The sequence below is a fragment of the Sphingobacterium sp. UBA3549 genome, from assembly GCF_002376635.1.
Taxonomy (GTDB): Bacteria; Bacteroidota; Bacteroidia; order Sphingobacteriales; family Sphingobacteriaceae; genus Sphingobacterium.
Genome location: NZ_DFOE01000025.1, coordinates 34015 through 49850 on the forward strand (window position 1 = coordinate 34015; position 15836 = coordinate 49850).

Here is a 15836-nt window from a genome sequence, read left to right on the forward strand (position 1 = left end):
CAACTATTTTATGTAACACATAACAATTAATCGGTAATTATAAATGTATCAAAGAAGAAAGATCTTTAACCTTCAAAAAGCCCCAATAAACTCCATAATATATACAATGATCCTGCTTACCAGTGCGTTTTCAAAATGAGGTCTCCAATAGATCGGACGCCCTCGCTTTGCTACTATAGTCTTCTTCTAACTTCTTATCCTCTGCAAACTATTCAACCAAGCACAGTGGGTTCCTTGTAAAAAAGATTGCCTCTCGAACAAATAATATTAAAAAAATTCTAATAAATAAAATTCGCAATCGATTGTCTTAAAAATAAATTTTCATTTATAGTATAATTTTCATTTCTTTAATATTGTATTAAAATGATTTACGAAAAATCATTTTAACCCCTTATATAACCAAGACATAGGCCCTTAAATTTTATGAGAATTTACTTATTTTTAATTTTATTACTTACATCAAATATAGTTATAGGTCAATCGAAGGGAAAAGTTCTCGGAACTGTATTTTCTCAAAATGCAGAACCGTTGGAAAAAGCGACTGTAACGATTCTCAATTCAAAAGACTCTTCTGTAGTTTCCTACCTCCTTACTGATACAAAGGGCAAGTTTGAATTTGTCAAAATTCCCACAGGGACCGCTTTAACACTTTTCATTTCACATGTCAATGCAAATCCTTTTCGCAAGGAGTTTATTATTCCAAATGGTGAACAATATGATTTCGCCCAGTTGAAGCTTGATTCCAAAAGTCTCGATGAGGTAGTCGTCAATATTGTCCCGCCCGTACGGATGAATAAAGATACCTTAGAATATAATACCAATTTCTTCAAAACACGTCCTAATGCTAATGTAGAGGAATTGCTCAAAGAACTCCCCGGTCTGCAGGTCAATATGGACGGTTCTATTTACTATCAGGGCAAGGAGGTTTCCAAAGTAAAGGTCAACGACAAGGATTTCTTTTCAAGTGACGTACGTATTGCTACGCGAAACCTAGACGCTTCCCTGATCAAGACGGTACAGGTATACCGTGACAAGGGGGAAACAAAGAAAGATAACGAAGATGAAGATAAACTACCGATTACGATCAATCTAAAATTTAAGAAAGATTTCCTCAGAGCCAGTTTTGGCAAACTCTATGGCAGTGCGGGCACGCGGAGCAGATATGAGGCCGGCGGTTTATTCAATACGTTTAAGGATACACTCCAGCTGAGTTTAATCGGTTTCGGAAATAATATTAACCGCCAGAGTTTTGATTACAATGAGTTAAACCAAGAAGCTGGACTCGGTCGTTCCGAAAACTATGGTTTTGATAATTTTGGTGGCAGAAACTATTCCGGCAAGGCCAACGATATTGGTCTGGGATTTAACCTCAACAACGACTGGGGAAAGAAAACCAAGCTGAATATCATGTACATGCTGAAATATAATAAAGCTGAAAATCAAAATACTGGCAATCAAATCTCTTTATTCGACCAGGAAAAACAATACTCAGAATCCAATTACCGACAACAGGAAAAAACTGTAGGACACAATATCAAAACGCTCCTCCGTCATCGGATGGATACCACAGCCTATTTCGAATTTACACCGAATCTGGGTATAAATTCCAAGAAAAATTCAAGCTTCGGAATGAACCGCTCCTATACGGACATCAAAAAACTAAATGACGCTACCGGTACAGGTGAAGATAAGGAAAATACACTGAACTATTCACATGGCTTCTACATCGAAAAACAGCTCAATAAAAACCATATTGTATCGTTTAGAAATACGATTTCCATCAACACCAATGAAAAGACCGACAGCTCTTTTCAGTATACCAATATCTATGATGCTGCTAAGCCCCAAACTAGTTTAGGGTATAAAAATCTAACGCAGAATAATTCCAGCAATCTATATTTTAGTTCTGCCTATTACAATAAAATTATTAAAAAACTCAACTTTGATTATTACTTTACCTATGTCACTAACCGCCAGGGACCACAGGAAACTGTCTATGTCGACCGCGACAGTACTGGTGAAGTACATGCAGCCCCCTATGAAAATAGTTACCGCTACAAATACCAAGATTATATCACAGGTATTATATTTTACTGGAGACCCACAAAAGATTTTAACGTAAAATTTGGAACTGCTTATCAAGTGAAAACAAATCATTTTGATCTACTTAAAATTAATTCGGTCGAGAAATCATCTTTAGGCTACTGGTTGCCCAATATTAATATCCGTTATAAAGATCTAAACCTTGGCTGGTATAAAGATCTCGAGTCTCCCGAACTCTATGGAATCCAGCAGCTCGTTATGGATCTAAATCCATTGTATACACGAAAGACATCCTTTATATTCAACAATATCGAAAAACAGAATGTCAGTATATCATACTATAAATACACCTCGAAATTGCAGTTTAATGTAAATGGAAATATCAATTATGTCAATAACAGCATTGGGACCCGTAGCTGGCGAAACAACAATACAGGACAAATGACCACCCAAATGTTTCTCGCGGGCTCAAAATATAACTATAATGCCTATACTTACCTGAGATATAACCTAAAAGCGAGTAAAAATTGGTCATTCTATCTATCGCAAAACAACAGTATCTATACTTATGAAAATTATAGTTCCATCAACGATGTAGATAATAAAGGGACCAATGTAGGGATCAATGCCAGCCAGCAATTTTCCGCGACGTGGAAAAATCTGGTGACGATATCACCGCAGTATACTTATTCTTGGAACAAGAATATAAATTCGGTAAAAGATAACTCCGATTTTATTGAATCAACCTATTCAATACATAAAATTGGTGCAGGATTGAATATTAATCCGATCCACGGATTTTCGTTGGAATCAACCTACTCGTTGGATAATCGAGCCAGCGGACTTAGTGGCAGAAAAAACTATCATATTTTAAATGTATCAGTCTATTATACCCTGAAAAATAATTCACAGCTAAAATTGACCGGTTTCGATATCTTGAATCAGAATACGCAAAATTATTGGGGCAGTCAAGGCAACAGAACATATTTTGGAAATTCACTTACATTGAAACAATATTTTATGCTAGGTTATATTCATAAATTTAATATTGTAAAAACAAAGAAGTAGCACATTTAAAGATCCGAACCTTGTCTACAAGACGTACTCCAGGGTATCAAATCAATACCTCTTCTTTTGCAAAGAGGCAATTGAGCGCTGGTTTAAACCTTGTTATATATCCTTTGGGTTTCCTTGACAACAGCTATGTTACAGCGTTGCTATCTGTTTGTTCTTTCGTTGCTATTTGTTTTCTATAAGACCGAATAATAAGTAACGAAACAGCAAAGGATAGGCAAGGAAACAGCAGAGAAATAGCAAACCAATACGCCGGCAATACCAACGGAGGTAGCCATAAGAAGTAAGAAAATGATCTTTACAATCTTTCAATGCTTGCTATCCTATTTTTCATATCTTCCAGTTCAGCACGAGATACTTTTTGCTTTTCAGAATAACTATTGGAATGCTGCTCGCGCAATTTACGTAGGCCTTTTCGGCTATCCGCTTCATAATCGTTAATGTCAAAGGTCACAGAATCTGTCGTCAAATTGGCAATACGATAAAGCGTACGTATCGTCTTTCCATCTTTTGCATAGGAAAGTTCGTACACATCGCCAACCTTTGGATCTTTCAGGTATTTTTCTTTCTTTTTTGCGCCAGAAATCCCAGCTATAACAATAGCAGCTGCCAAAAGTCCAATCAGCATTAAGCCCGCAAAATAACCGATAGGCGTTTTACGGATAGTTCCCGGCGGCAAGGATTGAAGTATCTGTGGATTGATTTCAGATTGGTAGCTCAACTTTTTGCAATGACTGCAAATCGTAATCATCTGCGCGGAATAAGGAAATATGGGTATCCAAAAAATGTGAAAACACTTAATTTGTCTATATGCAAATAGAGATTGAGCAGTACCACAATAATCACAGTTGCCGATTGCCGATTGCGATTTGTTGGTTAATACCTTGGTTCGTGTGCCAAAAATAATCATAGTATGATACGTTTTAATTCATTGTAATCGAAATACAAGAATGCTGCCCTTTCCTAACAGAAAATACGAGGATTTACAATTCGCAGGTCGTCGTTTACGATTCGCATATTCCGAATAAATATCCTGACAAGCAATATATTATAAAAACAAGGTAAAGCCATTTCAGAAAAAGCAGCTGAAATTGATCACCAATGCCCCTACACCTTCCTCATTTCACTATTCTGACTCAAATATTACAAAAAACAAAAAAACAAAGTATAGTTATCAGGTAGATTTTATATATTTGCATTAACATTTTTTAACACATGAAACAGCATATACAGTATACCCTTGAAAAACGAATGTCCTAAGGGGATGTTTTACAAGTAAATTCAAATATCTCCGATAACCCATCTCAAACAATACACTCACTATTATAATTAGTATGACAAAAAACAACATAAATTTTGTCGTAATGGCCGCGCTTTGTCTAAGTTCTGGCGCACTATACGCACAAAACACTATAAAAGGAAAAGTAGTTGACAATAACAACAATCCTATTCAAGGGGCTACTGTCACCGAAACGACCAGTAAAAAACAAGTACAGACAGATACAAATGGTCTATTTGAGTTACCTTCTTCTGGCAGCTCGCTAAATATCAATATACAATATATAGGCTTTGAAAGTAAAACGGTTCAAACTAATCCGACAGGCTTTACCACAGTTCAACTTGTGCCTTCAACTGCCCTGTTAGACGAAGTGGTCGTAACGGCTTTAAATATATCCAAGGAAAAAAAGACGTTAGGATATTCTATTCAGGAACTAAAGGGAAAAGATCTTTCCGAAGCTAAAGAAAGTAATCTCGTAAACTCCTTAGCCGGAAAAGTTGCTGGGGTTCAGGTAACAAATAGTCAAGGAAATATGGGTTCTTCGAGAATTATTATCCGTGGAGAAACTTCCATTGCCGGAAACAATCAACCTTTATTTGTGATTGATGGAACACCTGTTGATAATTCCCAGCTGGGAACGAGTGGTAACCGTGACTATGCAAATGCAATTTCAGATATCAACAGCGAAGACATCGAATCCATAAGCGTACTAAAAGGGCCTAATGCAGCTGCGTTGTATGGTTCAAGAGCCGCCGCTGGGGTGATTTTGATTACGACAAAAACTGGAAAAAAACGCAAAGGATTGGGGATAAATATTAATTCAAATAATACCATTGAACGTCTTGCCGTTCTACCCGATTATCAAAATGTATTTGGACAAGGTGCCAATGGAAAGTTCAGCTATGTTGATGGAAAGGGTGGCGGTATCAATGATGGTGTTGATGAAAGCTGGGGGCCAAAAATGGATGGCAGACTCATCCCACAATTTTATTCAAAGGGTGAAGCAGTACCTTTCTTGCCACATCCAGATAACGTACGCAGCTTTTTTGGAACAGGACGAACATTAAACAATGGAATATCTATTGCCGATGCCACAGATAAAGTTGATTATCGTTTTTCTTATAACAATAGTAATCAAACAGGAATTATCCCAAATTCTTCGATTGAAAAAAATAACTTCAATATTAACACACGTTATAAAATCACGGAAGATCTGACACTTACAGCAAATGCAAATTATGTACGTACAAACTCAGGTAATTTACCAGGTGTAGGGGGCTTTCGCTCGAACGGCTATATGCTCCAATTTACCTGGTTTGGCAGACAGGTCGATGTTTCCCGTTTAAAAAATTATCGGGATGAAAACGGTAACCTTGTCAATTGGAACAATAGTTATTATAGCAATCCATACTTCATCGCAGAGGAAAATACGGTACAGCAACAACGCGACCGAATTTTTGGAAATGTTGGTTTAAATTACAAGATCAACGAGTTTTTGACAGCCAACTTCCGTACTGGTAACGATTATTATACTGATCGTAGAAAAATACGGATTGCTTATGGTACCAATGGTACACCCTACGGTTCCTATGAAGAAGATGCTTATACAGTAAATGAAAATAATACGGAGTTTACTTTAAACTACAATAGACCGCTTTCAACAGACTTTACGCTGGATATATTAGCTGGAGGTAATATACGTAGCCAATCGCGGCAACGCAATAACCAAAAAGCCCCGCGTTTAGCTGTACCTGATGTCTATACGCTAGCAAACTCCAGAGATGCCTTGATTTCAACAGGTGAATATAGCCCATTGAAGGCCTACAGTATTTTTTCATCGGCGCAATTAGGGTACAAAAATTATGCATTTTTGAATCTAACAGCTCGAAACGACTGGTCTTCTACTTTGCCTGTTGACAATCTTTCGTATTTCTATCCGTCTGCAAACGCTAGCATAGTCCTGACAGATGCATTCGCTATTCAAAGCGATATATTGTCTTTCTGGAAATTACGGGGGGGATGGTCCAAAGTAGGTAAAGATACAGACCCTTTTAGTTTAATTGATTCTTATCTATTTAGTGCACCATACGGAGACAACCCACAATTATCGGTCAATGACATTAAGAAAAACCCAGACCTAAAACCCGAAACAACCACCTCAACTGAGCTAGGTACCGAACTGGCTTTCCTAAAAAATAGAGTGCGATTAGACTTAAGTTTATACGACATCAATAGTATCAACCAGATTTTAGCCGTTGATGTGAGTCCATCGACAGGTTATAAGAAGAAACTCATGAACGCCGGAAAGATCAACAATAAGGGGCTTGAAATTCAATTAGGGGTTACACCGGTGAAAAAACAGGATTTCCAATGGGATATCAATGTCAACTTCGCAACAAATAAAAGTAAAGTTGTAGAATTAGACAATGACGGATTATTACAAAGTTATACGATCGGATCATCAGGAACCGTGCAAGTTTTGGCCGCAGTCGGAAGACCCTATGGAACTCTTTATGGAACTGGCTTCTTACGGAATGAATCGGGTCGCCTTATCGTGAACGCCGACGGAACACCTGCCACTGATCCAGTGAATCACTATTTTGGCAAATTTACACCAGATTGGTTGGGCGGTATTACAAATCAATTCCGTTACAAAAACTTTGATTTAAGCTTTTTGATAGACATCAAGCATGGGGGCAAACTCTACTCAGGTACGAATGCGACCGGTAGAGGAACTGGGGTATTGGCCTCGACTCTCCCTGGAAGAGATGCTGAACATGGCGGACTGAGCTATACAGTTAACGGGACAACCTATGATGATGGTATTATCGTAGATGGCGTAAATGCAGACGGTTCAGAAAATACGAAAGTTGTATCGGCACAACAATATTATAAAACGCTATATAGAACCAATGAAGCAAATGTATTCGATGCTTCTTATGTTAAATTGCGCGAGGTAAAACTAGGTTACCAATTGCCAAATCATTGGATTTCCAAAATCGGCTTTCAGGGAGCTTCGTTCTCTTTAGTAGCTCGAAACCTGTGGATTATCCATAAGAACGCACCCAATATTGATCCAGAGACAGCCTTTAATACAGGCAATGCACAAGGTTTGGAAAGTTTACAGTTACCGACCACAAGAAGCTTTGGCTTCAATTTAAATCTTAAGTTTTAAGCAACTGAAATCATCGCTGCCTAAGGCAGTTCGATTTCTTACTAGCGAACAATTGAAGAACAAATAATTATTTTGAGCATGAAAATAAACAGCAAATATATAACAGGACTTATTCTCTTACTGGGCCTAACCACGTCCTGCAAAGATGAATTAGCAAAAGTCAATCAAAATCAGAATGAGGCAGAAAATCCTCAACCTGGCTACCTTCTCACAAGCGCGATTAAAACAACAGCCGACAGCTACTGGGGCGTAAGCAATAATCTTGCTTCTAGTCTGTTGTTTGTACAACATTGGGCTAGAATCCAATACACGGACCCCGACCGCTATATTTTCACAAACAATGATTTCACAGAAGGATGGTCAACCTGGTACTCAAAGAGCATCAGCCAATTAAAGATCACGCAAAAATTAGCAGCAAATAGCGGCAACGACAACTACAAGGGCGTAGCACTTATCTTGCAGTCATGGGTATTTTCATTACTGACAGATGCCTATGGAGATATTCCTTATACTGAAACAGGAGACATTGATGCTTATTTGACTCCTCGTTACGACGCACAGGAGAATGTATATAAAGGCCTATTGAACGATCTCAAAAACGCACAAAGTTTATTAAAAGTTGATGGTGAGGCTATCCAGGGTGATATTATTTATGAGAATAAAATCATTAAATGGAAACGTTTTGCGAATTCACTCAGATTGCGCTTTGCATTACGTATTGCTGACCGCCTACCGGATCTAGCCAAAACTACATTGCAGGAAATCGCAGCAGAAGGAAGTGGTTACATTAGCTCCAATGAGGATATCGCTCAGCTGATCTACCGCGATGCTCCTTATCGCAATCCCGTCAGTGCATCTTTTGAAGCAAGAGAGGATTATCGCGTGAGTAAAACAATGGTAGATAAGCTTGTCGAGTTAAACGATCCACGCTTACCTATTTATGCGGATGCAACGGACAAACCGACTAAGGAGCAATATGTTGGTCTCCCAAATGGCCTCACTTCAAGTGAGGCTAGCAGTATTGGTTTTGATCTTACATCCCGACCAGGAAAATATTTCCGTGAGCCAAAAGCTCCTGCAGTGATCTTAAGTTATTCGGAGGTTCTTTTTGATCTTTCCGAGGCCGTAAGCAGAGGATTTATTACGGGTGATGCAGCAGATCTCTACCAAAAGGCCATTCGCGCATCTTTTGAACAATACAAAGTCAGTAATAATTTAATCGATGCCTACCTTCGTCAATCATCAGTAATTTTCGACCCCAATAACTATAAAAAGTCAATTGGCGAACAAAAATGGATTGCGTTATATGGGCAAGGTTTGGAAGCATTTGCCGAATGGCGTAGATTGGATTATCCTAAGTTAACACCTGCAAAACAAGGTGCTTTGGGCGGAAAAATCCCTTTGCGCTTTCTATATCCCGGAACAGAACAATCTCTCAATGGAGCTAATTACCGAGAAGCCATAGCACGCCAGGGTAGCAATACGTTGTTAACTAAACTGTGGTTTGATGTAGAATAAATAGATATCAACAGAACTAAAAGCGGAGAAAGCACAAATTTTTTCCGCTTTTTTTTTTGAATAGATTTCTTACCTTAGTATAGGACTTTAACGATTTAAATGCCATGGATGATCAAACATTAGACAGAATAGACCAACTCAGCGAAGAAGGAAACATTCAATGTGACGAAGGCAACTATCAGGAAGCGATCCGCTTGTGGACCGAAGCACTTGATTTGGTCCCAAGTCCGCAAAATGTTCACGCAGAAAGCCTCTGGCTCGAAGCCTCTATAGGAGATGCTTTTTTCTTACTCGACGACTTTACCAATGCGCTCTCCCATTTTGAAAAAGCAAAACAAAATATCATCGAAAATGCTTACGAAAATCCGTTTATTATGTTGCGGTTAGGACAATGCTACCTACACGACAATAATAGTGAGCTGGCTCAGGAATATCTTCTCCGGGCTTATATGATGGAAGGAAAAGATATTTTCGAGGATGAATCCCCCAAGTACCTTACATTTTTAAGTAATAATATCGATTTAGATTGATAATTATCAATCTAAATCGATGGCTTCTTCACCTTTCATCGGCACACCAGATGCCATAACTGCGGCGTCGACAGCAAATACTGCTTAGTATTTTTGGCCTTTCTGCTTTGTTTCACTTTATCGTTAATAATCGCGTTCTCGAGAAGTCCTGCTTCAATGGCTCCCGATGCCAATTTCGTTGCCTTTAGAATAAGTAAAATTCTCACACATCGCCTGATCAAAGTAAATCTAGCGAACAGATTATTTTTCCAAAAAATAATGATCTAATTTGATAGCAGACAGCAGTGCATTGGCTACTAAATTAGCCTTAAAATCCAACAATAACCACTAAAAAAATCAAAAAAAGAGCACATTGATGTTGTCACAATTATAAAATAAACTATATTTGCACATTAATTTATATTTGATCTAAATAAATTACCATGAAGAATAGAACACGCTATTTGATGTTCAATTGTGGAATCTTTTTGCTTTTAAGTGCTAAGCTAAATGCACAAGAAATATCCCTTGTTGTAAAAGACCGAGAAAATAAACCATTAAGGCAAGCGAATATCAAAGTTGATGGAAAGAGCGTAGGATATTCCAATCAATTCGGGCAATTCAATTTTGCAAAAAAAAGTTTAAGCAATACTATTCAATTACGAGTATCCTATACAGGCTTCTCTCCGGTTGAAAAAATGGTGAATTTAGATACCGTTCAACAACCCTTAATCATTCAGCTTAATTCTACCCAAATTTTAGATGAGATCATTGTAACAGCAGGACGTAAAGCGGAAAGCATCTCCACTGTACCTTCTTCAGTTTCTATCTTAACGACAAAGGAGATTGAAGCCCAAAGCCAAATCAGCACTAATCTTTCCACTATTTTGGGTAACACCATTCCTGGGCTTGGAACTGCGACAAACAAAGCAACCAATTCCGGCCAGACCCTCCGTGGACGATCTGTATTGGTTTTGATTGATGGAATTCCACAATCCACCCCCTTGATGAATGGACAACGTGATCTCCGCACCATTGACGCAAGCGTCATTGAGCGAGTTGAAGTCATCAAAGGTGCTACTTCCATCTATGGAAATGGATCCGCAGGAGGCATTATCAATTACATTACGCGCACCCCGTCAAAAGATGCTGCACCGATTCAGGGAATGACTAGTCTGCGAACAACATTTAATCCCGTAAACAGCGCGGGTACCATGGGATATCGCATAGGCCAAACATTATATGGTCAAAAAAACAAATGGAATTATACTGTAAGCGGTTCGGCCGATTACGTTGGACTGCAACGCGACGGCGACGGTGTCCCCCTTGGTCAGACTGACGGTCTTTCGAACACCTATCAATACAACGCATTCTTAAAGGCTGGTTACCGCATCGATAGTAGTTCTAATATAACGGCAGTGTACAACTTCTACAGAAGCAATCAACACAACAGATACATCAGCCAGGCAGGTATATATGGACAGACTCCTACGATAGGAGTAAAAGGCGAAGATCCAGGTAAACCGGCTGGAACTCCCTACAACCACAATGCCATGCTGACCTACAACAAAAACAATCTCTTTGCCTCCACATCTTTAACGGCGTCAGCGTACTACAATACGTTTCGCTCAATGAATCGTTATGTCGAGAAAGCTTCTGCATGGTATGGTCCGGGACAAACACAAATCAATTCGGAGAAAAAAGGATTACGCGTTAATCTCAACACGCCATTTCAGCTATTGGGATCCAATGCGGACATTACCTATGGTATAGACTTATTAAATGATGTGACAGATCAGAATCTGACTGATGGAAGGGTTTATATCCCCTATATGAATATGTTAAACATTGCTCCATACGCCCAAATTAAGATTGATTTCCTAGAAAATTTAATCTTTAAAGGCGGTGTACGCTATGAAAATGCAACCGTAAAAATCAAGGACTTCAATACCATTGCTACAGGACCCAATAACGAGGGAAGTATTGCTGTAAAGGGTGGAAAGATCCCTTACAAAGGAGCAACCTTCAATGCAGGCTTACGTTATAACAAATATGCAATTTTTAACCCCTTCATTAGTTTCTCACAGGGTTTCGCGATTAACGAACTGGGTCGTATCGTCCGCAGAGCAACAGATAATGACCTAGACAGCCTAAAAACTGATCCAATCATTACCAACAATTATGAAATAGGATTTTCAAGTAATTATAGTATTTTCCAACTATCCGCTGCCTACTACTACAGTACATCCAAAATGGGAGTCGAACTCGTTGATATCGGTGGTTACCTGATGCCCCAACGTCTGCCAGAGGATGTATATGGATATGAAGTTGCATTAAGCGCTAACATTTCACAGCAATTGACCATTGGTGGAACTTATGCCTATGTAGAAGGGAAATCCAAAAAGGACGACGGAACAAAGTCCTACCTCAATGGCTCACGTATTTCTCCCAAAAAAGCAACGGGATATATTTACTACACGCCAATCCAACCCCTTACCTTTCAGCTTTTTTGGGTACATACAGGGTCACGGGACAGATTCCTTCCCAACGAAAAAGGAATATACAAAAACAGCGAGGGACCGGTCAAATCTGTTGATGTATTTAATTTAAATAGTAACTACCATATCAATAAACAATGGTCTATTGGTATGGGAATAGAGAACTTATTTAATAAAAATTATTATCCTGTCGTTAGTCAATACCGTGCCCTAAATGAAGAGTATGTAAAAGGACAAGGGATGTTGGCCTCGTTTAACATCAACTATAAATTTTGATATGTTTAAAACTGTCACCCTTTGGTTGCATAAATGGCTCGGAATCATTACCGGTGTTGTCGTCACCATCCTAAGCCTGACAGGCTGTATATACACCTTTCAGGATGAGCTCAAACTAGTGGCTTATCCCGAAAAATATTTTATCTCCGGCACCACTGGCCATCCAACCATTCCACTTCCTTTAAGCACGCTTCTTCACTATGCACAGAAAAGCCTTCCAAAGGATGAGAAAATTACGCGAGTTGACCTTTATCCAACCAAGAACCGCACTTGGGTGTTTCGTGCTGTAAAAACTGACGAAAACGCATTTGGTCACTGGAATTATTACAAATACTATAAACGCGTATTCGTCAACCCATACAGCGGGCAAGTACAACACGTTGAAAATTCAAAAACAGAATTCTTTCAGCTGACACTTCAGCTTCACCTTAACCTACTTTTGGGCAAGCGATTTGGCCATCCTATCGTCGCCTGGTCAACCGCCATCTTTATTCTTATCCTACTTAGTGGCATCGTTCTTTGGTGGCCAAAAAAATGGAAAGGCAAGAATCTCAAGCGAAGTTTTTGGCTTGATACCAAAGTTAAATGGAAACGACTCAACCACGATCTGCACAATGTCATCGGTTTTTATAGCCTATTCATAGGATTGATTTTTGCCATAACTGGACTCGCCTTTGCTTTCCCCGGCTTTAAAAAATCATACATCGCAACATTCAATGTATTGCAGTCGACAACTGCATCTTCTGGGCGCATTTCACCTGTGCCATTACCTACGGCAGAAAATCAGTTTCAGGACAATGCGTTGCGGTATGCACTGACAAATTATCCCGCCGCTGAAATGATGTCTATACGATTGAAAAAAGGTACGCAAACAGGAATGGATATTCAGGTACGCCATGATGAAAAACGAAGCGGGGTGTTTGATTGGCTCTATTTTGACAGAAGAGGCAATAATCTATACGAAATCAAGTCTAGCGAACAACTACACTACGGTGATAAGTTGGGCGCCCTTAATTATGATATCCACACAGGTAGCATAGGTAACATCTCAACAAAAATCATTGCATGCCTAGCTAGTCTCTGCTGTGCGTCCTTGCCCATTACCGGATATATCATCTGGATGAACAAAAGCAAAAAGAAGAAAAAGAAACGTTATCAACACAATGTTAATAAGTACTGTTAATAAATGTATTTTTCTTATAAACAGGTTTTCAACAACGTTATTAACATTATGTGGAAAAGTTAACCCAACATAGTTATCGGAATCAACAGCTCGTTTCGCATGAATATATCGGGTAGTAAGCTAAATTGATCCAAATTTCTATTATTGGTCAAGCCATCTTTGAAAATTTGGAGAGCGTTCTTCACTGACAATGACAACAATACTTTCAGGGGTTGGTGGTATTAATGCTAACTTGATCCGATTCCTGCTAATTTTTAACATGGACTGAATCGCATCGATCCGAACGAGAAATTTTCGATTGATCTGGAAAAAAACCATTGGGTCCACCTGGGTGACCAAATGGGTAATGGTATCTTCAATAATATATGCGATTCCCGATCCCTTTTCAACGGCATATAGCTCTTTGTCCTCCGCCATAAAATAAGCAATATCAGCAATAGCCAAGGACTTTAAAAAATTTCCGTACTTCACTAGAAAGCGCTGTTTGAGTTGAGGTTCGATTTTGGGTAGTAATGGCTCAATACGATTCATTACCTGTTTCAGCTCATCAACGTCAAAAGGTTTTAACAAATAGGCATAACCTTTATTTTGATAAGCCTCCAAGGCATATTGTTCGTAAGCGGTCGTAAAAATAAGAGGAACATCAACAGCCACCTGCTTGAAAATTTCAAAGCTCAGTCCATCCATGAGGTGAATATCCATAAAAATCAGATCAAAATGCTGCTTATTGATCGCTACCACAGCCTCCTGAATCTCTTTTGCATTGGAAAAGGTAAATATAGTTTCGCCGTATAGCGAGTTCAGCATTTCCTTTAAACCAACGAAAGCCCAATCTTCATCTTCGACAATCAGTATTTTCCATCCCATGGGTTGAATGTAATAAAAAATCCATTTCCTTAAAAAGAAAATGGATTAATATATATAGGATTTAAAAAAAATCAATTATTTCAACAGATCGGGATTATTGTTGATGGCTTCCTGTGGATAACGAATGACATAACGAGGATCATTCTGCTGTAAGGTTACCGTTCTGCCGAAGCTACTATGGGTGATCGTCGGTCTGGTCGTCCGTTTTAGATCATACCAACGTAATCCTTCAAGTGCCAGTTCGCGTTTGCGCTCCAACATGACCGCATCTAGCAATTGCTCCTTTGATAAACTAGCGTCAGCTTTAGATTCTGTGGCATATGCATCTGCGCTGAATCTGTTTTTCTTTAATGCCGAAAGATACTTCAATGCTTCTGCGGTATTTCCCAGACGAACGTAACATTCGGCCATAGTCAAATAAAGATCGGCATTTCTAAAACTCACATTGAAACGATTTTCACCGCCTTTGAGAGATACATAATTACTGCCACTTTTTTGGAAATAACGGCCTTTTCTCAAATCACCATCTGAGTATGCCGATAACAAAGAAGGCGAGATAAACGAGCTTGAGCGAACTTCAGGAACGGACACCTTTTCCAGAGCCATAATCATCTCTGCTGATTCAAAATCGTTCGGAAGTTGACTTCCAGCAACATTCAGATCAACCAGTTTGTCATTTATAGCCGAAGCTTTTTTAGCAGCATCAATCGCTTCCTGCCACTCTCCGCGATACAAATGAACACGTGAGGCCATCGCATACGCAGCGCGTTTACTAAAGCGATAATTAGCGCCTTTTGCCTGATCATCGACAGTCAGTAAAGCTGTTCCTTTTTCCATATCCGTCAGGATCTGCGCATAAGACTCACCAATGGTCGCGGGAACAAAACGTTGTTCCAGGTCAATCTTTGTCGATAAAGGAACACCCCGAAGCCCTGCATTACCCGCTGAATAGACCTCACTGTAAAGATTTAACAACTCAAAATGAGCATATGCACGCATCAGGTAGGCCTCACCTTTAATCTGATCTACCGTGGCATTACTTCCTAATTTTTCATCGATGGTGCTGATAATTTGATTGGTATAAAAAATACTGTTGTAAAATGCCAAATAGGGATAAGCGATTGTTGTTGCGTCAGGATTTTGGTCGTTCCAAAGATAGATATCTTTGGTTCTAGCGGCATCGGTTGAACTTTCATCCAACAATAGTTCATCCGTACGCAAGGACAAATAAGACTTATGTGTTGGAAACCCCACATAGCTACTTGTCATTAATCCCCTAAAATCACTTTCCGAAGCAGGGATGACTGTTCCAACCGGTTGTATATCTAAATATTTATTGCAGGATGTCAATGCACTTGCTGTCATGATCATTCCAAAATAAATTATCTTTTTCATGTTAAAAATCAATTAAGAG

The 15836-nt window shown here is 39.0% G+C and carries 9 protein-coding genes; 6 read left to right on the forward strand and 3 right to left on the reverse strand.

Translation table 11 applies throughout. The features are described from left to right. Positions 1-423 precede the first annotated feature (423 nt). Positions 424-3111, forward strand: coding sequence for a carboxypeptidase-like regulatory domain-containing protein (locus tag B2W36_RS13050; RefSeq protein ID WP_293888093.1), 2688 nt, complete (start codon positions 424-426; stop codon positions 3109-3111). Positions 3112-3415: 304 nt separating this feature from the next. On the opposite strand, the gene B2W36_RS13055 is transcribed toward B2W36_RS13050, so the two are convergent. Next, on the reverse strand, positions 3416-3868 hold the full coding sequence (locus tag B2W36_RS13055) for a hypothetical protein (protein ID WP_293888094.1): 453 nt from the start codon (positions 3866-3868) through the stop codon (positions 3416-3418). Between the two features lie 583 nt (positions 3869-4451). Between B2W36_RS13055 and B2W36_RS13060 the strand changes: the two genes are divergently transcribed. From B2W36_RS13060 to B2W36_RS13080, 5 genes are all read left to right on the forward strand, one after another. Next, on the forward strand, positions 4452-7571 hold the full coding sequence (locus B2W36_RS13060) for a SusC/RagA family TonB-linked outer membrane protein (RefSeq protein ID WP_293888096.1): 3120 nt from the start codon (positions 4452-4454) through the stop codon (positions 7569-7571). A gap of 78 nt (positions 7572-7649) precedes the next feature. Then, complete coding sequence (locus B2W36_RS13065) at positions 7650-9089, forward strand: SusD/RagB family nutrient-binding outer membrane lipoprotein (RefSeq protein ID WP_293888097.1); 1440 nt, start codon at positions 7650-7652, stop codon at positions 9087-9089. A 104-nt stretch (positions 9090-9193) separates the two neighbouring features. Further along, positions 9194-9619, forward strand: coding sequence for a tetratricopeptide repeat protein (locus B2W36_RS13070; RefSeq protein ID WP_209576724.1), 426 nt, complete (start codon positions 9194-9196; stop codon positions 9617-9619). 422 nt (positions 9620-10041) lie between these two features. Further along, positions 10042-12372: a TonB-dependent receptor gene (locus B2W36_RS13075; protein ID WP_293884398.1), complete on the forward strand. Its 2331-nt coding sequence runs from the start codon at positions 10042-10044 to the stop codon at positions 12370-12372. Position 12373: 1 nt separating this feature from the next. After that, a complete protein-coding gene (locus B2W36_RS13080) occupies positions 12374-13555 on the forward strand; it encodes a PepSY-associated TM helix domain-containing protein (RefSeq protein ID WP_293888099.1) in 1182 nt (393 codons plus the stop codon). Positions 13556-13696: 141 nt separating this feature from the next. Here the strand turns inward: B2W36_RS13080 and B2W36_RS13085 are convergent, their stop codons facing one another. Continuing rightward, positions 13697-14422 (reverse strand): LytR/AlgR family response regulator transcription factor, encoded by a 726-nt coding sequence (locus tag B2W36_RS13085; protein WP_209576731.1) that lies wholly within the window; start codon positions 14420-14422, stop codon positions 13697-13699. A gap of 75 nt (positions 14423-14497) precedes the next feature. After that, entirely contained in the window at positions 14498-15817 is a 1320-nt protein-coding gene (locus B2W36_RS13090) for a RagB/SusD family nutrient uptake outer membrane protein (RefSeq protein WP_293888101.1), read from the reverse strand. Between the last annotated feature and the right edge of the window lie 19 nt (positions 15818-15836).

Bases quoted from the DNA above. Each gene is read 5' to 3' on its own strand.
- B2W36_RS13050 (WP_293888093.1), top strand. From the start codon at position 424: ATGAGAATTTACTTATTTTTAATTTTATTACTTACATCAAATATAGTT.
- B2W36_RS13055 (WP_293888094.1), bottom strand. From the start codon at position 3,868: ATGATTACGATTTGCAGTCATTGCAAAAAGTTGAGCTACCAATCTGAA.
- B2W36_RS13060 (WP_293888096.1), top strand. From the start codon at position 4,452: ATGACAAAAAACAACATAAATTTTGTCGTAATGGCCGCGCTTTGTCTA.
- B2W36_RS13065 (WP_293888097.1), top strand. From the start codon at position 7,650: ATGAAAATAAACAGCAAATATATAACAGGACTTATTCTCTTACTGGGC.
- B2W36_RS13070 (WP_209576724.1), top strand. From the start codon at position 9,194: ATGGATGATCAAACATTAGACAGAATAGACCAACTCAGCGAAGAAGGA.
- B2W36_RS13075 (WP_293884398.1), top strand. From the start codon at position 10,042: ATGAAGAATAGAACACGCTATTTGATGTTCAATTGTGGAATCTTTTTG.
- B2W36_RS13080 (WP_293888099.1), top strand. From the start codon at position 12,374: ATGTTTAAAACTGTCACCCTTTGGTTGCATAAATGGCTCGGAATCATT.
- B2W36_RS13085 (WP_209576731.1), bottom strand. From the start codon at position 14,422: ATGGGATGGAAAATACTGATTGTCGAAGATGAAGATTGGGCTTTCGTT.
- B2W36_RS13090 (WP_293888101.1), bottom strand. From the start codon at position 15,817: ATGAAAAAGATAATTTATTTTGGAATGATCATGACAGCAAGTGCATTG.